Annotated in this window: 21 protein-coding genes; 14 read left to right on the top strand and 7 right to left on the bottom strand. The window is 68.8% G+C overall.

Annotation, left to right across the window (positions count from 1 at the left end):
* Nucleotide 1: 1 nt before the first annotated feature.
* Genes ACFTWF_RS31535 through ACFTWF_RS31520 form a run of 4 tightly spaced genes read left to right on the top strand, consistent with a single transcriptional unit; the run spans nt 2 to nt 4,448 of the window.
* Complete coding sequence (locus tag ACFTWF_RS31535; RefSeq protein WP_378465032.1) at nt 2–1,714, top strand: thiamine pyrophosphate-binding protein; 1,713 nt, start codon at nt 2–4, stop codon at nt 1,712–1,714.
* The gene (locus ACFTWF_RS31530) at nt 1,711–2,370 is read left to right on the top strand and encodes an SRPBCC family protein (protein ID WP_378465031.1); all 660 of its coding nucleotides are present in this window, start codon (nt 1,711–1,713) and stop codon (nt 2,368–2,370) included. Before ACFTWF_RS31535 ends, ACFTWF_RS31530 begins: the two co-directional genes overlap by 4 nt.
* A gap of 3 nt (nt 2,371–2,373) precedes the next feature.
* A complete protein-coding gene (locus ACFTWF_RS31525) occupies nt 2,374–3,402 on the top strand; it encodes a 3-oxoacyl-ACP synthase III family protein (RefSeq protein WP_378465030.1) in 1,029 nt (342 codons plus the stop codon).
* On the top strand, nt 3,399–4,448 hold the full coding sequence (locus ACFTWF_RS31520) for an aminotransferase class I/II-fold pyridoxal phosphate-dependent enzyme (RefSeq protein ID WP_378465029.1): 1,050 nt from the start codon (nt 3,399–3,401) through the stop codon (nt 4,446–4,448). The genes ACFTWF_RS31525 and ACFTWF_RS31520 overlap by 4 nt, the downstream gene beginning before the upstream one ends.
* Here the strand turns inward: ACFTWF_RS31520 and ACFTWF_RS31515 are convergent.
* The 6 genes from ACFTWF_RS31515 to ACFTWF_RS31490 form a co-directional block, all read right to left on the bottom strand.
* Entirely contained in the window at nt 4,384–5,139 is a 756-nt protein-coding gene (locus ACFTWF_RS31515) for a sirohydrochlorin chelatase (RefSeq protein WP_378465028.1), read from the bottom strand. The genes ACFTWF_RS31520 and ACFTWF_RS31515 overlap by 65 nt on opposite strands.
* Before the next feature lie 4 nt (nt 5,140–5,143).
* On the bottom strand, nt 5,144–6,460 hold the full coding sequence (locus ACFTWF_RS31510) for a sulfate adenylyltransferase subunit 1 (protein ID WP_378465027.1): 1,317 nt from the start codon (nt 6,458–6,460) through the stop codon (nt 5,144–5,146).
* 2 nt (nt 6,461–6,462) lie between these two features.
* The gene (gene cysD, locus ACFTWF_RS31505; protein ID WP_378465026.1) at nt 6,463–7,416 is read right to left on the bottom strand and encodes a sulfate adenylyltransferase subunit CysD; all 954 of its coding nucleotides are present in this window, start codon (nt 7,414–7,416) and stop codon (nt 6,463–6,465) included.
* Entirely contained in the window at nt 7,413–8,126 is a 714-nt protein-coding gene (locus ACFTWF_RS31500) for a phosphoadenylyl-sulfate reductase (protein ID WP_378465025.1), read from the bottom strand. Before ACFTWF_RS31500 ends, cysD begins: the two co-directional genes overlap by 4 nt.
* A complete protein-coding gene (locus ACFTWF_RS31495; protein ID WP_378465024.1) occupies nt 8,123–9,844 on the bottom strand; it encodes a nitrite/sulfite reductase in 1,722 nt (573 codons plus the stop codon). Before ACFTWF_RS31495 ends, ACFTWF_RS31500 begins: the two co-directional genes overlap by 4 nt.
* Before the next feature lie 120 nt (nt 9,845–9,964).
* Nucleotides 9,965–10,057, bottom strand: coding sequence for an Ms4527A family Cys-rich leader peptide (locus ACFTWF_RS31490; protein WP_369426193.1), 93 nt, complete (start codon nt 10,055–10,057; stop codon nt 9,965–9,967).
* 168 nt (nt 10,058–10,225) lie between these two features.
* On the opposite strand from ACFTWF_RS31490, the gene hemW reads away from it, so the two are divergent.
* Nucleotides 10,226–11,449, top strand: coding sequence for a radical SAM family heme chaperone HemW (gene hemW, locus ACFTWF_RS31485; protein WP_378465023.1), 1,224 nt, complete (start codon nt 10,226–10,228; stop codon nt 11,447–11,449).
* Between the two features lie 4 nt (nt 11,450–11,453).
* Here the strand turns inward: hemW and ACFTWF_RS31480 are convergent, their stop codons facing one another.
* Nucleotides 11,454–11,771, bottom strand: coding sequence for a type II toxin-antitoxin system VapB family antitoxin (locus tag ACFTWF_RS31480; RefSeq protein WP_005261240.1), 318 nt, complete (start codon nt 11,769–11,771; stop codon nt 11,454–11,456).
* A 210-nt stretch (nt 11,772–11,981) separates the two neighbouring features.
* On the opposite strand from ACFTWF_RS31480, the gene hrcA reads away from it, so the two are divergent.
* The 9 genes from hrcA to era all read left to right on the top strand — a co-directional run bounded on the left by hrcA (nt 11,982) and on the right by era (nt 20,159).
* Nucleotides 11,982–13,025: a heat-inducible transcriptional repressor HrcA gene (hrcA, locus tag ACFTWF_RS31475; protein WP_012688203.1), complete on the top strand. Its 1,044-nt coding sequence runs from the start codon at nt 11,982–11,984 to the stop codon at nt 13,023–13,025.
* 87 nt (nt 13,026–13,112) lie between these two features.
* On the top strand, nt 13,113–14,261 hold the full coding sequence (gene dnaJ / locus ACFTWF_RS31470; protein WP_185724556.1) for a molecular chaperone DnaJ: 1,149 nt from the start codon (nt 13,113–13,115) through the stop codon (nt 14,259–14,261).
* Nucleotides 14,262–14,263: 2 nt separating this feature from the next.
* Complete coding sequence (locus ACFTWF_RS31465) at nt 14,264–15,025, top strand: 16S rRNA (uracil(1498)-N(3))-methyltransferase (protein ID WP_378465022.1); 762 nt, start codon at nt 14,264–14,266, stop codon at nt 15,023–15,025.
* A 6-nt stretch (nt 15,026–15,031) separates the two neighbouring features.
* Nucleotides 15,032–15,793 (top strand): alpha/beta hydrolase family protein, encoded by a 762-nt coding sequence (locus ACFTWF_RS31460; protein ID WP_378465021.1) that lies wholly within the window; start codon nt 15,032–15,034, stop codon nt 15,791–15,793.
* Nucleotides 15,794–15,933: 140 nt separating this feature from the next.
* Entirely contained in the window at nt 15,934–17,007 is a 1,074-nt protein-coding gene (locus ACFTWF_RS31455) for a PhoH family protein (RefSeq protein ID WP_378465020.1), read from the top strand.
* A gap of 36 nt (nt 17,008–17,043) precedes the next feature.
* Nucleotides 17,044–17,586 carry an rRNA maturation RNase YbeY gene (gene ybeY, locus ACFTWF_RS31450; protein ID WP_185724552.1) on the top strand — a complete coding sequence of 181 codons (543 nt, stop codon included), beginning with the start codon at nt 17,044–17,046 and terminating at the stop codon, nt 17,584–17,586.
* A gap of 21 nt (nt 17,587–17,607) precedes the next feature.
* Nucleotides 17,608–18,924 (top strand): hemolysin family protein, encoded by a 1,317-nt coding sequence (locus ACFTWF_RS31445; RefSeq protein WP_378465019.1) that lies wholly within the window; start codon nt 17,608–17,610, stop codon nt 18,922–18,924.
* Complete coding sequence (locus ACFTWF_RS31440) at nt 18,917–19,249, top strand: cytidine deaminase (protein ID WP_378465018.1); 333 nt, start codon at nt 18,917–18,919, stop codon at nt 19,247–19,249. Before ACFTWF_RS31445 ends, ACFTWF_RS31440 begins: the two co-directional genes overlap by 8 nt.
* Nucleotides 19,242–20,159, top strand: a complete 918-nt coding sequence (era, locus tag ACFTWF_RS31435) for a GTPase Era (protein WP_378465017.1) — start codon at nt 19,242–19,244, stop codon at nt 20,157–20,159. The genes ACFTWF_RS31440 and era overlap by 8 nt, the downstream gene beginning before the upstream one ends.
* Nucleotides 20,160–20,235: the final 76 nt, after the last annotated feature.

Below are 20,235 nucleotides of genomic sequence, written 5' to 3'. Positions count from 1 at the left end.
GATGAATCCCACCTACCACGAGCCGCGGAAATCCCAGCAGAGCATGCGCGTCGCCGACTACATCGTCGCGGCACTGGCCACCGAGGGGGTGGCCCATGTCTTCGGTGTGGGCGGCGCGAACATCGAGGACCTGTACGACGCACTGCACCGTTCCCGCGACGTCGAGGGTGTCGTCGCCAAGCACGAATTCTCGGCGACGACGATGGCCGACGGCTACGCCCGGACGTCGAACCGGATCGGGGTCGTCGCGGCGACGTCGGGTGGGGGAGCGCTCAATCTGGTTGCCGGGCTCGGTGAGTCCTTCGCCTCGCGGGTGCCGCTGCTCGCGTTGGTCGGGCAACCGCCGACGATGCTGGAGGGGGCGGGCGCGTTCCAGGACACGAGCGGACTGGCAGGGTCGATCGACGCCTCCCGGTTGTTCGGCGAGGTGTCACTGTACTGCGCGCGCGTCGAGTCGCCACTCGACGCCCCGCGCCTGCTCGCCGAGGCGCTGGCAGCCGCGCGCCGCGGGGGACCGGCGGTATTGCTGCTGCCGAAGAACATTCAGCAAGCAATCGGTGAATTTCACGTGCCGTCGCGGACGGTGTGGACGGCACCGTGCGCCGCCGCGACGGATGTCACGCGGCTCGCCGAGGCGCTCCGGGACGACTACGGCCGGATCACGGTGATCGCCGGCGACGAGATCGCACGGGCCGATGCGCGCACCGAACTCGCCGCACTCGCGTACACGCTCGGTGCGCGGGTGGCCGCCACGCCCGACGCGAAGGACGTGATCGACCCTGCCGCGCCGGGGCGGCTCGGGGTGACCGGCGCGATGGGGAACCCGGATGTGATCGACGCGCTGCAGGATTCCGACGTCTGCCTGCTCGTCGGCACACAACTGCCGGTGATGGCACGGGGCGGGCTCGATACCGCGCTGGAGAAGACACTGGTGTACAGCGTCGGATCGGCGCAACCGTATCTGCAGACACGTCACCTGCCGACCCGGGACCTGAGGGCAACGCTGCGCCGGCTCGTCACGGAGATCGGACCGCCGGCTTCGCCGATACCCGTCGTGCCGGGCGAACCGACGTCGATCCACGTGCCCCGATCGGACACGTCGGGACTGCACTACACGGACGCGATGCGGGCGCTGGCCGGGGCGTTGCCCGACGACGCCGACGTGTTCGCGGACGCAGGCAACACGGGTGCCGCTGTGGTGCATCACCTTCCGGTTCGACAGGGGGGCCGGTTCGTCGTGGCACTCGGAATGGGCGGGATGGGATACACCTTCGGCGCCGCGATCGGGTCGGCGTTCTCCCGCGGCCGCCGCACCTTCGTGATCGCCGGTGACGGCGCGTTCTACGCGCACGGACTCGAGATACACACGGCGGTCGAGTACGACGTACCGGTCACGTTCGTTCTGTTCAACAACAACGCCCACGCGATGTGCCTGACGCGCGAACAGGTGTATTTCGAAGGCACGTACACGTTCAACCGGTTTCGTCCCGCGCACATCGCCGCGGGGGTCGGGGCCCTGTTTCCCGGGCTGCCGTCGCACACGGTCCACACACACGCCGCCCTGGCCGACGCGCTACGGGCCACGACGGAGTCGGTGGGGCCCGCCGTCATCGAGGTCGTCTGCGACGCCGACGAGCTACCACCGTTCCTGCCGTTCCTGCCCGCCCGAGGCAGTGCCGAGAGAACCGAAACCCGAGAAGGAGCACGCCGATGACCGCCCACGAGATCGCAGCCCTGCCCGACCTTCCCGCCGACCTGCCCGGACTCGTCCGCATCGAGACCTCCGACCGTCACGCCACGACGCCGATCATCATGGACATGCTCCGGTCGGTGTACCCCCACGACCAGGTGTTCGGAAAATACTGCACCGTCAACGAATACATCGACTGCCCACCCGACGAGGTGTTCCGATACCTGTCGGACACCCGCAGCCTGGAAGAGTGGACGTACAGCCTGCGGGGATTCACCCCCACCGACGAGGACGGGCTGTGGCTCGCGTACGACCGCCTCGGCGACACGACCGAGATCTACACGCGCACGGTGGCCCACGCCGATGCGCGCACGGTCGACTATCACTGCGCCTGGGACCAGGGAAAGCACCTGTGGATGGTGTATCTGATGCGGGTGGTGGACGCCCGCACGGTACTCGACGTCGACGGATCGGTCGTGCTGTGGACGAACTGCCACCACCCGTTCTACGAAGACAATCCGTACCCCGAGACCGCGCCGGCGGACCGGGTGCCGTGGGTCGGCGACTTCTGGGACATGTTCGCCGCCGGACACCAACTCGAGATGACCAACCTCAAGGCCATCTGCGAATACCGGTGGGCGAACAACCTGCCGGTCACCCCGGACTGGATGGGTGAGTGAGACATGAACACCGTCAGCCTGATCGACATCGCCGGCTACCTGCCCGAGAACAGGGTGGGCGCCGACTATTTCGCACAGTTCGCCGCCACCGACCGGTTGGCCCACAACATCATGTTCCGGGCGCCGAAGTTCCGCCACCACATCGCGAGCGACGAGAACGCCGTCGACATGGCCGAACGCGCGGTCGCCCCGCTCACCGAACGGAACGGCGCCGAGCTGATCTCCAACGTGGACATCCTCATCACACACACCCAACTGCCCGACGTCCCGATCCTGGGCACCGGCGGCGAACTGGCGCGCCGTATGGGCATCACCCCGGACTGGGTGGTGGACCTGCACAACGGCGGTTGTGCGTCGTTCGTGTACATGATCAAACTGGCGCGTCAGATCATGCAGACCAGCGACGCGTCGACGGCGCTGATCGTGTCGGTGCAGAACAGTGCGGGCCAGATCTTCACGCAGTCCGAGGTACGCACCCTGGCGCAGTCGGCGGTGCCGGGGGACGGCGCCGGCGCCTGCCTGCTCGTGAAGTCGGACGCGGCACCCGTACTCGGCCTCGAGTGCCGGACCTACCCCGAGTTCGCGGGAGACATGACCGCCGCGGTCGATCCGCCCCGCAAATACTGGGAGACCGGAACCGGCCAACTACACATCGGATTCACCGAATCGAAGATCGCGAAGGTCTTCGCCCGGGGAAACCGGCTGGTCCCCGAGGTGGCGATGGCGGTGTGCAAGCAGATCGGTGTCTCCCCGGACCAGATCGACACCCTCGTCACCAACCAGCCCAACCGGTTGTTCCTCCGCAACTGGCGTGACGCACTCGAACTCCCGGCGGAACGACACCCCGACACATTCGACGAGTGCGGCAATCTGTTCGGCGCCGCGATCCCCGTCACGCTCGACATCGAGAACCGGGCAGGCCGGATCCCCAACGGATCGCTGGTCATGATGTCCGCGTTCGCGCACGCGGGCGATTTCGCCGGCGCCGGGGCGATCCGATGGGGCGCAGCCCCGGCCGGGGGTGCGCAATGACGGCGCCGACCCTCGCGGGGCCCGGTGTTCGATTCGACCTCGCCCTGAGCGAGAACCCGTTCGCGCCGCTGCCGTCCGTGCTCGCCGCGCTCGACGACGTGATGCGCCGCGCGCATCGCTACCCGGAGTTCCTGCCCGACCGGCTCGTCGAGATCATCGCGAATCACGAAGCACTCGACCAGGATCAGGTGGTGGTCGGGGCAGGCGCCACCGGCGTCGCCCTGCAGATCATGCACTCCGTCGCGGAGCCGGGGGAGCGGATCGTCTACACCGCCCCGACATTCGACGGGTACCCGATCATGGCGGACATTGCGTCGCTCGACGCCGTGCCGGTGCCGATCCTCCCCGACGGGGGGCAGGATCTGGCGGCGATGGCGGCCGCGATCGACGACCGCAGCCGGCTCATCGTCGTGTGCCGTCCGCACAACCCCACCGGAACGCTCGTCGACTCCGCCGAGTTGCAAGCCTTCCTCCGGTGTGTCCCGGAGCGGGTGATCGTGATCGTCGACGAGGCGTATGTCGAATTCGTCGACCGCGGGCTGATCCTGGACGTGCACCGCATCATCGCCGAACATCCGAATGTCGTGTTCCTGCGCACGTTCTCCAAGGCGTACGGACTGGCCGGGTTGCGCATCGGATTCGGCTTCGCGAATGCGGCTCTGGCGCGGACGATTCGACGACGGCAACTGCCGTTCGGGATGGGCAGCGCCGCCGTTCCCGCGGTCGCCGCGTCGTACGCCGCCGAAGACGAGCTGCGTGCCCGGGTGTCCGCCATCGTCGCCGAGCGCGACGAACTGTGGCGCACCGTGCGCGCGGCGGGAGTTCCGGCCCCGCGCAGTCACGCCAACTTCCTGTATCTCCCCGGTTCGGGTGTCGGCGACACATTGGCCCGCGCCGGAATCAACGCACGCACCTATCCCCACGGTGACGCGCGGATCGCGGTCGGGGACCCGGACGCCGGGCGGGCGGTGGCCGACGCGCTCAGGCCGACAGCGCGCGGTGCCGCTGCAACTGCACCCGGGTGTGCGAGTACCGGTCGAGGATGACGTCGACCAACCGGGGATGTGGCCCGATGGTGGCGGCGTAGGTGATGCCGGGTCCGCACGATTCTGCGGCGCGGCTCAGCCGGTCGGTGAGCAGTCCGGGTGCGAGGAACCAGGGTGCGATCACGATGCGCTCGGCCCCCGCACGCCGCAGGGTCGAGATCGCTTGCCGGACTGTCGGTTCGGCCGCTGTCGCGAAACAGGTGATGCCTCTCGACCAGCCGGTGCCCGCCACGACGGACTCGGCCAGCCCGCGGGTCCGGTCGTTCGCCGCGGGATCGGACGAACCGACCGCGGCGAGCACCACCCCGAGGCCGGACTCGCCGAGGGGACCGCCGGTTTCGACGATGCGCTCACGGACCGCGTCGACCAGCCGTGCGTCGTGCCCGAGGACATCGGCCTGCCGGACGTGCAGATGGGGATGGCGGAGGCGCGCGGCGTCGAGGAGCGCCGGAAGGTCGACGCGGGCATGGAACGCACTGCCCAGCAGCAACGGAACGACCACCGCCGAGGCATGACCCTCGGCGGCGACCGCGTCGATCACCTGATCGACGGACGGTGCGTTGAGATCGAGGAAGCACAGCCGGACATCGAGGTCCGGCCGCCGCACGCGAAGCGCCGACACGGCAGCCGTCACCACCCGCGCACTGCGGGGGTCGCGACTGCCGTGGGCGACAGCGATCAGCGGGGTCATCGCACTAGACGCGCTCGCCGAGCTCCACCGCTGCGATGGCATCTCCGACGAGCCCGGCCGCGAGCGTGTTTCCGCCGGCCGGATCGATCAGCAGGAAGCTGCCGGTGTGGCGGTTGACGGTGTAGTCGTCTGCGACGATCGGTTCGGCGACCCGCACCGAGATCTTGCCGATCTCGTTGAGTTCCAACGACTCCGGCGCGGGCTCCGACGTGAGCTCCTGCTCGTTGAACCGCTCGACGAGCGTTCCGACGATGGCCTGCGTGGTGCGGGTGCCGTGCTTGAGGAGCAGGCGGGCACCGGGACGCAGCGGCTTCTCGGCCAGCCAGCAGACGGTGGCATCGAACTCACCGAGCGGTTCGGGGGCGTCCGCGGGCGAGGCGATGACGTCGCCGCGGGAGACGTCGACGTCATCGGCCAGAACCAGGGTGACGCTCCGGCCCGCGTGTGCGCTGTCGAGTTCGCCGTCCGCGGTGTCGATGCGGGTGACCGTGGTGCGGACACCGGACGGCAGGATCACGACCTCGTCGCCCGGAGTCACCTCGCCGGCGGCGATCTGTCCCGCGTACCCGCGGTAATCCGGGAAGTCCGCGGTCCGCGGACGGATCACGTACTGGACGGGGAAACGGAGACCGACACGGTGGGGTTCGGCGTCCACCGGGATCGACTCCAGGTGCTCGATCAGGGTGGGACCGTCGTAGTACGGAGTGTTCTCCGACCGAACCGCAACGTTGTCGCCGTGCAGGGCCGACACCGGGATCTCGACGACGTCCTCGGACGCCCAGCCGAGCGAACTCGTCAGCGAATTGAACTCCGCCGAGATGTTCGCGAACACGGTGGCCGGGTCCTCGACGAGGTCGATCTTGTTGACGGCCAGCACCAGCTTGGGGACACCCAGCAGCGCGAGAACGGCGGCGTGCTTGCGGGTCTGCGAGATGACACCCTTGCGCGCGTCGACCAGCAGGATCACCAGCTGCGCGGTGGAGGCGCCGGAGACGGTGTTGCGGGTGTACTGCACGTGGCCGGGGGTGTCGGCGAGCACGAAGGTGCGGTTGGGCGTCGCGAAGTAGCGGTACGCCACGTCGATCGTGATGCCCTGCTCGCGTTCCGCGCGCAGACCGTCGACCAGCAGGGACAGGTCCGGGGTGGACAGGCCCTTGTCCACCGACGCGCGGGTGACCGCGTCGATCTGGTCGGCGAGAACCGATTTCGTGTCGTACAGCAGACGGCCGACGAGGGTCGACTTGCCGTCGTCCACACTGCCGGCTGTGGCAAGGCGAAGTAATTGCGCGCTTCGCGGGCTACGCGCCTGGAGGTCGCTCATGATCAGAAGTAGCCCTCTCGCTTGCGGTCTTCCATGGCCGCTTCGGAAACTCGGTCGTCGCCGCGGGTCGCGCCGCGCTCGGTCAGCCGGGACGCCGCGACCTCGGCGAGGATCGCCTGGTTGTCGCCGGCCTCGGACAGCACTGCGCCGGTGGTCGACCCGTCGCCGACGGTGCGGTAGCGCACCGACAGCGTCTGCAGGTCTTCACCCTCGGACGGTCCGCCCCACACGCCGGGCGTCATCCACATGCCGTCGCGCTGGTACACCTCGCGCTGGTGTGCGTAGTAGATGCTGGCCAGTTCGACGTTGTCGCGGGCGATGTACCGCCAGATGTCGAGTTCGGTGAAGTTGCTGAGCGGGAAGACGCGGACCTGCTCACCCGGGGAGTGCTTGCCGTTGTACAGGTTCCACAGCTCGGGGCGCTGCTTCTTCGGGTCCCACTGGCCGAAACTGTTGCGGAGCGAGAAGATCCGCTCCTTGGCCCGGGCCCGTTCCTCGTCGCGGCGCGCGCCACCGAAGACGGCGTCGAAACGGTTCTCGGCGATCGCGTCGAGCAGCGGAACGGTCTGGAGCGGGTTCCGGATCCCGTCGGGACGCTCGGTGAGACGGCCGTCGGCCAGGTAGTCCTCGACCTTCGCCACGTGCAGGCGCAGGTTGTACTTGGCGACGACGTGATCGCGGAAGTCGAGGACTTCCTGCAGGTTGTGACCGGTGTCGACGTGCAGCAGCGCGAACGGCAGCGGCGCAGGCCAGAACGCCTTGATCGCCAGGTGCAGCAGCACCGTGGAGTCCTTGCCGCCGGAGAACAGGATCACCGGGCGCTCGAACTCGCCCGCGACCTCACGGAAGATGTGAATGGCTTCCGACTCGAGGGCGTCGAGCGTGTCGAACTGCGATCCGTCCAACTGCGGCCGCACGGCGGCTTCTGCGAGGGAGGTGGAGATATCGATGGTCATGAGGCGTGCAACCCGCATTCTGTCTTGGCCTGACCGGCCCAGCGTCCGCTGCGCGGATCGCTGCCGGGGGCTGGCTTGCTGGTGCACGGAGCGCACCCGATGGACGGATAGCCCTCGTCGACGAGCGGATTCACCAGAATCGAGTGCTCGTCGATGTAGGACTGCATGTCTTCGTCGGACCACGCAGCGATCGGATTGACCTTCACCAGACCGAACGCGTCGTCGAACGAGATCAGGGGGGCGTTGGCGCGTGTGGGGGCCTCGACCCGGCGGATGCCGGTGACCCACGCCTTGTAGCCTGCGAGCGTCTTCTTCAGCGGGGCGACCTTCCGCAGTGCGCAGCACCGGTTGGGTTCGCGGGCGAACAGATCCTTGCCCTCCGCCGCGTCCTGCTCGGCGACACTCGCCTCGGCGCGCGCGTTGATCACGTTGACGCCGTAAACCTGCTCGACGGCATCACGGGTGCCGATGGTCTCCGCGAAGTGGTAACCGGTGTCGAGGAACAGTACGTCCACGCCGGGATGAACCTGGGCCGCGAGGTGCACCAGCACACCGTCCTGCATGTTCGAGGCGACGATGTAGTCGCTCCCGAACGTATCTTCCGTCCACCGCAGCAATTCCCGAGCGGAGGCGCCCTCGAGACTTGCCGCCCCCTGCGAGGCAAGGCGCCTCAGGTCGTCCTCGGTTGCGCTGGAAAGGTCGACGCTCATCGCAGGTCCTCCTCGTCTGCTCGGACGGTCCATTCGGCGAATCGCTCGCCCTCGTTGCGGTGCTTGACGAACTGGCGCACCACGCGCTCGATGTAGTCGCCCAGCTCGGCGCTGGTCACCTTGTGCTGTCGCAGCTTGCGGCCGAAACCGGCGTCGAGGCCGAGGCTGCCGCCCAGGTGCACCTGGAAGCCCTCGATCTGGTTGCCTGCACCGTCGTCGACGAGCATGCCCTTGAACCCGATGTCGGCGATCTGGGACCGGCCGCAGGAGTTGGGGCAGCCGTTGATGTTCACCGTGATCGGCACGTCCAGGCTGGCGTTGATGTCCGCCAGGCGCTCCTCGAGTTCCGGCGCGAGCACCTGCGACCGCTTGCGGGTCTCGGTGAACGACAGCTTGCAGAACTCGATGCCGCTGCATGCCAGCAGGTTTCGACGCCAGTGCGACGGACGGCCGTGCAGCCCGAGGGGCTTGAGCTCGTCGATCAGCCATTCGACCTTGTCGTCCGGCACGTCGAGCACGATCAGCTTCTGGTACGGGGTGAAGCGGATGCGGTCGGAACCGACGGCGGCCACCGCCTCGGCCACCTTGGTCAGGATGGTGCCCGACACCCGGCCCGCGATCGGGGAGAAACCGATCGCGTTGAGCCCGTTGCGCAGCTTCTGCACACCGATGTGGTCGATCGGGCGCTCCGGCTTGGCCGGTGCCGGGCCGTCGATCAGCTTCCGCTTCAGGTACTCGGTCTCGAGCACCTCGCGGAACTTCTCGATGCCCCAGTCCTTGATCAGGAACTTCAGCCGCGCCTTGGAGCGCAGCCGGCGGTAGCCGTAGTCGCGGAAGATCGAGACCACGGCCTCCCACACGTCCGGAACCTCGTCGAGCGGCACCCAGACGCCGACCCGCTGCGCGAGCATCGGGTTGGTGGACAGGCCGCCACCGACCCACAGGTCCAGGCCGGGGCCGTGCTCGGGGTGGTTGACGCCGACGAACGCGACGTCGTTGATCTCGTGGACCACGTCCTGCTGGCCGGAGATGGCGGTCTTGAACTTGCGCGGCAGGTTCGAGTACTCGGGCTTGCCGATGTAGCGGCGCACGATCTCGTCGATCGCCGGCGTCGGGTCGAGCACCTCGTCGAGGGATTCGCCGGCCAGCGGGGAGCCGAGCACCACGCGCGGGCAGTCGCCGCAGGCCTCGGTGGTCTGCAGGCCGACGGACTCGAGACGCTTCCAGATCTCCGGGACGTTCTCGATCTCGATCCAGTGGTACTGGACGTTCTCGCGGTCGGAGAGGTCGGCGGTGTCGCGACCGAACTCGGTGGAGATGCCGCCGAGGGTGCGAAGCTGCTCCACGTTCAGGGCGCCGCCGTCGCAGCGCACCCGCATCATGAAGTACCGGGCCTCGAGCAGGTCGATGTTCTCGTCACCGGTGAAGGTGCCGTCGTAACCCTGCTCGCGCTGGGTGTAGAGACCCCACCACCGCATGCGGCCGCGCAGGTCGCTCTTGTCGATGCTGTCGAAGCCCTGCTTCGAGTAGATGTTCTCGATGCGGGCCCGGACGTTGAGCGGGTTGTCGTCCTTCTTGGCCTGCTCGTTGGCGTTGAGGGGCTCGCGGTAGCCGAGGGCCCACTGGCCTTCGGCACGTCGCCGGGCCGGCTTCGCCGTGCGCGTCCGCGCGGGTGCTGCCGGGGCGACAGCGGGGGAGGCGTCGGTGGTCGACGTCATGGAGCACTCCTGAATCTCACGGTGCACCGGCTCAGGCCGAGGAGGAGGGCTGATCCTCGCTCGGGGCATTCGAATCCGGCCGGAAGTCGAGAAGAATGATGAACGGGCTGACAGGCTGAATTACTGCGCGAGACAGGGCAGACAACAACAGCTGCAGACACGCTTGAGATCGACGTGACGACGCGCCACAAGTCGCACTCCGGGTCCGGTCATGCGGACCATTGTGCCACGTCAGATCGCTCACGCAGAGCCGGGCACCGATTTCCGCCAATTTTGCGGGAAATATCACGACGAGGGGTCGCCGCGGGTGGGTGGGCAGAGCGGGTCGAGAACCCTGGGACACGGAGGTGAGCCGACCGTGGACACGGAGGCGAGCCGACCATGGACACTGGAGGGGTGAACGGAACGAGCAGTACCACGGTCGGTCGCGACGAGGCGGCGGCGTTCGCGCTGCCCGAACGGGCGCTGGCGGGCGTGGGGAGCCGGCCGTTCGGGATCTACGTGCACGTGCCGTTCTGCGCCACACGCTGCGGATACTGCGATTTCAACACGTACACGGCCGGCGAGCTGGGGACGTCGGCGTCGCCGCAGTCGTGGATGGAGGGGCTGCGGCGCGAACTCGACCTCGCGGCCGAGATGACGGGCGCACCGGCCGTGGACACGGTCTTCGTCGGTGGTGGTACACCGTCCCTTCTCGGCGGCGACGGCCTCGCGGACGTGCTGGGCGCGATCCGGTCGAGTTTCGGGCTCGCCGACGGCGCCGAGGTGACCACCGAATCGAACCCGGAGTCCACGTCGCCCGAGTTCTTCGACCGGCTGCGGGCCGGCGGATTCACCCGGATCTCGCTGGGCATGCAGTCGGCGGCGCAGCATGTGCTGAAGGTCCTCGACCGCACTCACACACCGGGACGTGCGGTCGCCGCGGCCCGGGAGGCGCGGGCCGCCGGGTTCGAGCACGTCAACCTCGACCTCATCTACGGAACGCCCGGAGAGCGCGACGAGGACCTCGACCTCTCGCTGGACGCGGTGCTCTCCGCCGGCGTCGACCACGTGTCCGCGTACGCGCTGATCGTCGAGGACGGCACCGCGCTGGCCAGAAAGGTGCGCCGCGGGGAACTCCCCGCGCCGGACGACGACGTCCTCGCGTCGCGGTACGAGCGCATCGACGCGCGGCTCGCCGATGCGGGGCTGACCTGGTACGAGGTGTCGAACTGGGCGCGGGACGACGCGGCCTGCCGGCACAACCTGGGCTACTGGGACGGCGGGGACTGGTGGGGCGCCGGGCCCGGTGCGCACAGCCACGTCGGCGGGGTGCGCTGGTGGAACGTCAAGCATCCGGCGCGCTACGCGGACCAGCTGGCGGCGGGAAGTCTGCCCGTCGGTGGGAGCGAACAGCTGACCGAGGAAGACGTCCACGTCGAGCGGGTGATGCTCACGGCGCGGCTGCGCACGGGACTACCCGTCTCGGAACTGGACGCCGCGGAGCGGCGCGCCGCCGGCGAGGTAATCGCCGACGGACTGCTGGTGCGCGAGGGCGAGCACCTCGTGCTGACCGACCGGGGGCGGCTGCTCGCCGACGCCGTGGTCCGGACGGTGCTGCGCTGACCCCTCAGGCCGTGACGATGCCCGGCATCTCGTCGTAGTCGAACACCCGGGCGTGCAGGACCACGCGGTTCCGCAGCGCCGAGCGCACGGCCCGGTGGAGCCCGTCCTCGAGGTAGAGCACCCCGTGCCACTGCACCGCGTGCGGGAACAGGTCGCCGTAGAACGTCGAGTCCTCGGACAGCAGCCGGTCGAGTTCGAGGACCTTGGTGGTGGTGACGATCTCGTCGAGCCGCACCTGCCGCGGCGGGATCTTGGACCAGTCGCGCAGCGACAATCCGTGGTCCGGGTACGGCTTGCCGTCCATGACACCTTTGAAAATCATCGCCTCGTCATCCGCCCGTGGTCGTTGCCTTCTGCTCGTCTCCGCTCACCACAGTAAGGCCTGAACCGGTATCGGCGGCGCGGCGATTAGACTGGATCGAGCCGAGATGCGCGTGCACACGCACGTAGCTCAGGGGATGTGACGGCCGAACCGAACGGAAGTTCGGGGACGCCGCTGCTCGTGATGATCGAGAACTGGAGGTGGATGGCGATGTCGAGTACGGACGACAGACGGTTCGAGGTTCTCCGCGCCATCGTCGCCGACTATGTCTCGACCCAGGAGCCGGTGGGGTCGAAGGCGCTGGTCGAGCGGCACAATCTGGGTGTTTCCAGCGCCACCGTCCGCAACGACATGGCGTTCCTCGAGAGCGAGGGCTACATCGCCCAGCCGCACACGAGTTCCGGCCGCGTCCCCACCGACAAGGGCTACCGGCAGTTCGTCGATCGCATCGCCGACGTGAAGCCGCTGTCGACGGCGGAGCGGCGCGCGATCCTCGACTTCCTCGAGTCCGGGGTCGACCTGGACGACGTCCTCCGGCGCGGGGTGCGCCTGCTCGCGCAACTCACACGCCAGGTCGCGGTTGTGCAATATCCCACACTCTCGGCGTCGTCGGTCCGGCACCTCGAGGTGGTCGCGCTGACGCCCGCCCGCCTGCTGCTGGTGCTCATCACAGACTCGGGCCGGGTCGATCAGCGCATCGTCGAACTCGGCGACGTCCTCGACGACGAGGACCTGGCGCGGCTGCGCGGACTGCTCGGCGGCGCCCTCGACGGCAAGCGCCTGGCGGCCGCGTCCATCGCCGTGTCGGAACTCGCCGACGAGGCGCCGGAAGATCTGCGCGACGCCGTGGTCCGCTCGGCCACCGTGCTGGTGGAAACGCTCGTCGAGCATCCCGAGGAGCGGCTGGTCCTCGGCGGCACCGCGAACCTGACCCGGAACGCCGCGGACTTCACGGGTATCAGCGGGTTCCCCGGTTCGCTGCGCGCGGTCCTCGAGGCGCTCGAGGAGCAGGTGGTGGTGCTCAAACTGCTGGCCGCCACCCAGGACGCCGGCACCGTGACGGTGCGGATCGGCGAGGAGACGCAGGTGGAGCAGATGCGCGGCACGTCCGTCATCTCCACCGGCTACGGTGCGGCGGGCACCGTGCTCGGCGGAATGGGCGTGCTCGGGCCCACCCGAATGGACTATCCGGGAACAATCGCGTCGGTGGCAGCCGTTGCGAGATACATCGGCCAGGTGCTCGCCGAGCGGTGACGGCCGGCCCCGGCGACAACGCCGCGAAGGGGCGAGTACACGTACCAGTGGCGAGATAACGAAGTAGAGAAGGACGAGAGACTCAACGTGGCACGGGATTACTACGCAACGCTCGGCGTCGATCAGAAGGCGACCGACCAGGAGCTCAAGCGCGCGTACCGCAAGCTTGCCAGGGAACTGCATCCCGACGTGAACCCCGACGAGGCGGCGCAGGCCCGGTTCCGGGACATCTCGACGGCCTACGAGGTGCTGTCGGACCCGGAGAAGCGGCGCATCGTCGACCTCGGCGGCGACCCCCTGTCCTCGGGTGGCGGCGGAGGCGGTGGCTTCGGCGGCGGTTTCGGTGGCGGACTCGGCGATGTGTTCGAGGCGTTCTTCGGCGGCGGGGGCGGCGCGGGCCGTGGTCCGCGGGGCCGCGTCCAGCCGGGCGCCGATTCCCTCCTGCGCACCAAGCTGACGCTCGCGGAGTGCGCGACCGGTGTCAGCAAGCAGGTCACCGTCGAGACGGCGATCCTCTGCGACAGCTGCACCGGTTCGGGCACCAACGGCGACTCCACCCCGGTGCGGTGTGAGACCTGTGGCGGCGCGGGCGAGGTCCAGTCGGTGCAGCGCTCGTTCCTGGGCCAGGTCATGACGTCGCGGCCGTGCCCCACGTGCCGCGGTGCCGGCGAGACGATTCCCGACCCGTGCCACAAGTGCGGCGGCGACGGCCGTGTGCGCGCCCGCCGCGACATCACCGTGAAGGTGCCGGCCGGCGTGGCCGGCGGAATGCGGATCCGGCTCGCCGCGCAGGGCGAGGTCGGTCCCGGCGGCGGACCGGCCGGCGACCTGTACGTCGAGGTGGTCGAGCAGGCGCACGAGGTGTTCGTCCGCGACGGCGAGGACCTGCACTGCACGATCCGGGTGCCGATGATCGACGCCGCCCTCGGCACGACCGTGACGATCGACACGATCATCGACGGGCCCAAGGAGATCACCATCGAGCCGGGAACCCAGCCGGGATCGGTGACGGTCCTGCGCGGGCACGGCATGCCGAAGTTGCGGTCCGGAATCCGCGGCGACGTACACGCGCATCTCGAGGTCGTGGTTCCGTCGCGCCTCGACCACAAGGAGACGAAACTGCTCCGCGAACTCAAGGACCTGCGCGACCGCGACGTCGCCGAGGTCGTCTCCACCCAGTCGCAGCACAGCGGCGGATTGTTCTCACGCCTGCGTGAAGCCTTCAGCGGTCGCTGACCGTGGCGGCGACGGTCTTCTTCCTCGACCCGCTGCCCGACGTGGGGAGTACCGCGGTCCTGGACGGTCCGGAGGGCCGGCATGCGGCGACGGTGCGGCGGATCGGTGTCGGGGAGCGGATCGTGCTGGCCGACGGCCGCGGCGGTCTCGCCGACACGGAAGTGACGGCCGCCGGGAAGGACCGGCTCGAACTCACCGTGCACGAGCGTCGGCAGGTGTCGGCGCCGTCGCCGAGTGTGACTGTGGTGCAGGCGCTTCCGAAGGCGGAGCGATCCGAGCTGGCGGTCGAGCTGGCCACCGAGGCGGGAGTCGACGCGATCGTGCCCTGGCAGTCGTCGCGGTGCGTGGCGCGGTGGGAGGGCCCGAAGGTCGCGAAGGGTGTCGCGCGCTGGCGTAGCGCGGCGCTCGCCGCCGCCAAACAGTCCCGGCGGGCGATCGTCCCCGAGGTGTCGGAATTGCACCGCACCCCCGGAATGCTCGCCGTCGTCCGCGAGGTCACCGGACGCGGCGGCGTCGTCGCCGTGCTGCACGAGGCGGCCACCCAGGGACTTGCCGAGCTTCCGCTGCGCACGGCCGCCGAGATCGTGCTCGTCGTCGGACCCGAGGGCGGCATCTCCGACGAGGAGATCGCGTCGCTCACGGAGGCGGGCGCCGTCCCGGTACTGCTCGGTCCGCACGTCCTGCGGACCTCGACCGCGGCCGCGGTGGCGCTGGGCGCCATCGGGGTCCTCACCGACCGCTGGGGCGCGGCCCCGCTAGCCTGACAGCCCGTGGACCGCATTCGCATCGCCTACGGAACCGAACCGCAGCAGTTCGGGCACTTCTATCCGCCCGAGGGACCGGTGTCGACCCCGGTCCCCGTGGTGATGGTCGTCCACGGCGGTTTCTGGAGCGGGAAGTACCACCTGAACCTCGGGACGAGTTTCGCGGTCGACCTGGCCCGGCACGGCGTCGCCGTGTGGAACGTCGAATACCGCAGGCTCGGTGCCGGCGGCCGGTGGGACGAGATGTCCGCGGACGTCCGCGCCGCACTCGACGCGATCGCCGGTCCCGTCGCCGAGCGGTCGCCCGTCCCGTTCGACCTGTCGAAGGTCCGGGTGGTCGGCCACTCCGCCGGTGGACAGCTGGCGGTGTGGCTCGCCGGGGAGACACAGACGGCGGTCCGGGCGGAACGGGTCGTGTCCCAGGCCGGCGCCCTCGACCTCGCGTCCGCGGGCGAACGCGGACGGCGGATCGGCTACATCGAGGATCTCCTCGGCGTCCCCTTCGACGAAGACCCGGATCGGTACCGCGCCGCGTCCCCCCACCACCGGCTTCCCGTCGGGGTGCCGGTGGTGTGCATCCACGGCACGGAGGACGCGCAGGTTCCGGCGAAGGTGAGCGTGCGGTACAGCGAGGCGGCGCGGGCGGCCGGGGATCCGGTCGCCCTGCACGTCGTCGAGGGGGAGGATCACTACGCGTTCCTCAATCCCGAGACCGACTGCTGGAAGATCTCGCGGGACGCCCTGCTGTCCGACGCCGTCGAGGTCTGAACCGCGGTCGCCACGAACCCGCCCCTCGCGGCCGGCGTCCCGTAATCGGGTGGGCGCTGTGACCTGCGAGCGATAGACTTCCCTCATCACGACGACCGTCGCGACCACCCGGGAACCGGAAAGTAGGCCATATCCCAAACGTGAGCGAACACGACCAGAACGGCGAGACGTTCGGCGCCACGCGTCCGGCGGAACGCACCGTGCGTTCGAGTATCGATCTCCCACCCGAAACGGTCCCGCCTCTCCTCGGTTCCTCCGACGAGAATCTGCGCGCTCTCGAACGGGTCCTGGACGCAGACATCCATGTACGCGGCAACGCCGTCACGCTGACGGGACGCCCCGGCGACGTCGCGCTCGCCGAACGGGTCATCGCCGAACTGGGCTCCATCGTCGGCCGCGGGCAACCGCTCACCCCCGACGCGGTCCGTCGCACCGTGGGCATGCTCACGCAGGGCCTGAGCGAATCTCCCGCCGAGGTCCTCACCCTCGACATCCTGTCGCGGCGCGGCAAGACGATCCGGCCGAAGACGCTCAACCAGAAGCGCTACGTCGACGCGATCGACGCCAACACCATCGTGTTCGGCATCGGCCCCGCCGGTACCGGCAAGACCTACCTCGCCATGGCCAAGGCGGTGCAGGCCCTGCAGACCAAGCAGGTGTCGCGGATCATCCTCACCCGCCCCGCGGTCGAGGCGGGCGAGCGGCTCGGGTTCCTGCCCGGCACGCTGCACGAGAAGATCGATCCGTACCTGCGTCCGCTGCACGACGCGCTGCACGACATGATGGACCCCGAGGCCATCCCGAAGCTGATGCAGTCCGGTGTCATCGAGGTGGCGCCGCTGGCGTACATGCGCGGCCGCACGCTCAACGACGCGTTCATCATCCTCGACGAGGCGCAGAACACCACCGCCGAGCAGATGAAGATGTTCCTCACCCGCCTCGGATTCGGTTCCAAGGTCGTCGTCACCGGCGACGTCACGCAGGTCGACCTGCCCGGCGGCGCCCGGTCGGGTCTGCGCGCGGCCACCGAGATCCTCGGCGACATCGACGACATCTACTTCGCCGAACTCAACAGCAGCGACGTGGTCCGGCACCGGCTCGTGTCCGACATCGTCGACGCGTATGAGCGTTTCGAGGCGGACCGGGACGACAAGGTCGAGCTCGGAAACCGCGCACAGCGCAGAGCGGCGCACTCGCGTTCTCCACGACGGTAGGGTGAGTGTCGCCGGAACCAGGAGGAAGCGACACACATGAGCATCGAAGTCTCGAACGAATCGGGCATGGACGTCTCCGAAGAGGAGCTGATCAGCGTCGCCCGCTTCGTGATCGCGAGGATGGACGTGCACCCCGCGGCCGAGTTGTCGATGGTCCTCGTGGACTCCGCCACCATGGCCGACCTCCACATGCGGTGGATGGACCTGCCCGGTCCCACCGACGTGATGTCCTTCCCGATGGACGAACTCGAGCCCGGCGGTCGCCCGGATTCGCCCGAGCCGGGGCCGTCGATGCTCGGTGACATCGTGCTGTGCCCGTCCTTCGCCGCCGACCAGGCCGACAAGGCCGGTCACGCGCTCGCACACGAACTCGCGCTGCTCACCGTGCACGGTGTGCTCCACCTCCTCGGCTACGACCACGCCGAACCGGAGGAGGAGAAGGAGATGTTCGGCCTGCAGAACCAGTTGCTCGAAGACTGGTACGAGGATCTGCGCCGAGCCGAGCGGGACGCCGCACTCGCTGCCCGGGACCAGAAGCTGCTCGGCAAGGCCGGCTTCTTCGACTCACCGGATCAGTAACCGCCACGTGAAGGGTCTTCTGTGAGTAGCGCCATCGCGCTGATCGTCCTCGCGATCGTCCTCGTCCCTCTCGGTGGTGTCTTCGCCGCCGTCGATTCCGCTCTCAACACGATCTCGTCCGCACGCATCGAGGAGATGGCGAAGGACGACCGTCCCGGCGCCACCCGCGTCCTCCGCATCCTGTCCGACCGCCCCCGCTACGTGAATCTCATGGTGCTGCTGCGCATCCTGTGTGAGATCACGGCGACGGTCGTGCTCGTCGGCGGACTGTCCGACCTTCTCGAACCCGTGTGGGCGCTCACGGTCACCGCGATCATCATGGTGCTCGTCGACTACGTGGTGATCGGGGTCGGCCCCCGCACGCTCGGCCGTCAGCACGCGTATTCGATCGCGCTGATCACGTCGTTTCCCCTGCAGGTCATCGGAACCCTGCTCGGCCCGATCAGCCGCCTGCTGATCCTGATCGGTAACGCGATCACCCCGGGTAAGGGATTTCGCAACGGCCCCTTCGCCTCCGAGATCGAACTGCGCGAACTCGTCGACATGGCACAGGAGCGCGGTGTGGTCGCCGACGACGAACGCCGGATGATCCAGTCGGTGTTCGAACTGGGTGACACGTCCGCCCGCGAGGTGATGGTGCCGCGCACCGAGATGGTGTGGATCGAGAGCGACAAGAGCGCCGGGCAGGCGACGTCGCTGGCCGTGCGCAGCGGGCATTCGCGCATCCCCGTGATCGGGGAGAACGTCGACGACGTGCTCGGCGTGGTCTACCTCAAGGATCTCGTGCAGGAGACGTACCACTCGCGGGACGGCGGACGCAGTGTCCTCGTCCGCGACGTGATGCGGCCCGCCGTGTTCGTGCCCGATTCCAAACCCCTCGACAGCCTGCTCGCCGAGATGCAGCGCGACCGCAACCACATGGCGGTGCTGGTCGACGAATACGGCGGAGTCGCCGGGCTGGTCACCATCGAGGACGTCATCGAGGAGATCGTCGGCGAGATCGCCGACGAATACGACCAGGACGAGACGCCGCCCGTCGAAGACCTCGGAGACGGCATGTTCCGCGTCTCCGCGCGACTGCCGATCGAGGATCTCGGTGAGCTGTTCGGCACCGAGGTCGAGAACGACGAAGTCGAAACGGTCGGTGGGCTCATCGGATACGAACTCGGCAGGGTCCCGCTCCCGGGATCCGAGGTCGTGTCCCACGGACTCGTCCTCCGCGGTGAGGGCTCGCCCGACGTGCGGGGGCGGGTGCGGATCAGCACGGTGTTCGTGCAACGGGCACCTGTCGACGACGACGATGCCGACGACCGCCGACGGGAGGGTGACGATGACTGAATTGGACGCCGAGGACGCGAAATTGGTGGTGCTCGCGCGGGGGGCGCTCGGCCGCACCGGAAGTGGGCAGGGCGCCGCGGTCCGCGATCTCGACGGACGCACCTACGCGGCCGGAGCGGTCGCGCTGGCGGCGCTGTCGCTGACCGCGCTGCAGGCCGCCGTCGCGGCGGCTGTGTCGAGCGGCGCCGAGGGTTTCGAAGCGGCCGCCGTGATCGGCGGTGACGCGGACGACCCGGGAATCGACGCACTACACGAAATCAGTGCGCAGGCGGCCGTCGTCTTCGCGCGAACCGATGGATCCGTGATCGAGGAGCAACATGAGTAAACCCGAATTCCGTTCCGGATTCGTCTGTTTCGTCGGACGACCCAACACCGGCAAGTCCACGCTGACCAACGCGCTGGTGGGCAGCAAGATCGCGATCACGTCGTCGCGCCCGCAGACCACCCGCCACACCATCCGCGGCATCGTGCACCGCGACCACGCGCAGCTGATCCTCGTCGATACCCCGGGCCTGCACCGTCCCCGGACCCTCCTCGGGCAGCGCCTCAACGACCTCGTGCGCGACACGTACTCCGAGGTCGACGTGATCTGCCTGTGCATCCCGGCGGACGAGAAGATCGGCCCCGGCGACCGGTGGATCGTGCAGCAGGTCCGGCAGATCGCGCCCAAGACCACGCTCGTCGGCATCGTCACGAAGATCGACAAGGTCAGCAAGGACATGGTCGGGCAGCAGTTGCTGGCCGTGTCCCAGCTCCTCGGCCCCGAGACGGACGTCGTGCCGGTGTCCGCCGCGTCCGGGGAGCAGGTGGAGGTGCTGGTCGACGTCCTCGCGTCGAAGATGGAGGAGGGCCCGGCGTTCTACCCGGACGGCGAACTCACCGACGAGCCCGAAGAGACGCTGATGGCCGAGCTCATTCGCGAGGCGGCGCTCGAGGGGCTCGGCGACGAACTGCCGCACTCGCTGGCCGTGGTCATCGAGGAGGTCATTCCCCGCGAGGGACGCACCGAGAAGCAGGGCGAACTGCTCGACGTCCACGCACTGCTGTACGTCGAGCGGCCCAGTCAGAAGGGCATCGTGATCGGCAAGGGCGGCGCCCGCCTCCGCGAGGTGGGCACCAAGGCCCGGCTGCAGATCGAGAAGCTCCTCGGCACCAAGATCTTCCTCGAACTGCACGTCAAGGTGGCCAAGGACTGGCAGCGCGACCCGAAACAGCTGGGCCGCCTGGGCTTCTAGGCGGCTGCGCCGCCCGTGCGTGGGTTTCGGGTGCACGGAGACGGCAACCACCCCCCCGGCCGGCGGCCCCCAGCCC

Origin of the sequence: Rhodococcus sp. NPDC056960 (assembly GCF_042674125.1) — a bacterium.
In the GTDB taxonomy this organism is placed as follows: domain Bacteria; phylum Actinomycetota; class Actinomycetes; order Mycobacteriales; family Mycobacteriaceae; genus Rhodococcus_F.
This window is presented reverse-complemented; position numbering and strand designations above follow the sequence as displayed.

Coding starts and splice junctions, on each gene's coding strand:
- ACFTWF_RS31525 (WP_378465030.1), top strand. CDS start 2,374: ATGAACACCGTCAGCCTGATCGACATCGCCGGCTACCTGCCCGAGAAC.
- ACFTWF_RS31500 (WP_378465025.1), bottom strand. CDS start 8,126: ATGAGCGTCGACCTTTCCAGCGCAACCGAGGACGACCTGAGGCGCCTT.
- era (WP_378465017.1), top strand. CDS start 19,242: ATGAGTAAACCCGAATTCCGTTCCGGATTCGTCTGTTTCGTCGGACGA.
- ACFTWF_RS31490 (WP_369426193.1), bottom strand. CDS start 10,057: ATGACCGGACCCGGAGTGCGACTTGTGGCGCGTCGTCACGTCGATCTC.
- hemW (WP_378465023.1), top strand. CDS start 10,226: ATGGACACTGGAGGGGTGAACGGAACGAGCAGTACCACGGTCGGTCGC.
- ACFTWF_RS31495 (WP_378465024.1), bottom strand. CDS start 9,844: ATGACGTCGACCACCGACGCCTCCCCCGCTGTCGCCCCGGCAGCACCC.
- ybeY (WP_185724552.1), top strand. CDS start 17,044: ATGAGCATCGAAGTCTCGAACGAATCGGGCATGGACGTCTCCGAAGAG.
- hrcA (WP_012688203.1), top strand. CDS start 11,982: ATGTCGAGTACGGACGACAGACGGTTCGAGGTTCTCCGCGCCATCGTC.
- cysD (WP_378465026.1), bottom strand. CDS start 7,416: ATGACCATCGATATCTCCACCTCCCTCGCAGAAGCCGCCGTGCGGCCG.
- ACFTWF_RS31510 (WP_378465027.1), bottom strand. CDS start 6,460: ATGAGCGACCTCCAGGCGCGTAGCCCGCGAAGCGCGCAATTACTTCGC.
- ACFTWF_RS31480 (WP_005261240.1), bottom strand. CDS start 11,771: ATGATTTTCAAAGGTGTCATGGACGGCAAGCCGTACCCGGACCACGGA.
- ACFTWF_RS31530 (WP_378465031.1), top strand. CDS start 1,711: ATGACCGCCCACGAGATCGCAGCCCTGCCCGACCTTCCCGCCGACCTG.
- ACFTWF_RS31535 (WP_378465032.1), top strand. CDS start 2: ATGAATCCCACCTACCACGAGCCGCGGAAATCCCAGCAGAGCATGCGC.
- ACFTWF_RS31515 (WP_378465028.1), bottom strand. CDS start 5,139: ATGACCCCGCTGATCGCTGTCGCCCACGGCAGTCGCGACCCCCGCAGT.
- ACFTWF_RS31520 (WP_378465029.1), top strand. CDS start 3,399: ATGACGGCGCCGACCCTCGCGGGGCCCGGTGTTCGATTCGACCTCGCC.
- ACFTWF_RS31440 (WP_378465018.1), top strand. CDS start 18,917: ATGACTGAATTGGACGCCGAGGACGCGAAATTGGTGGTGCTCGCGCGG.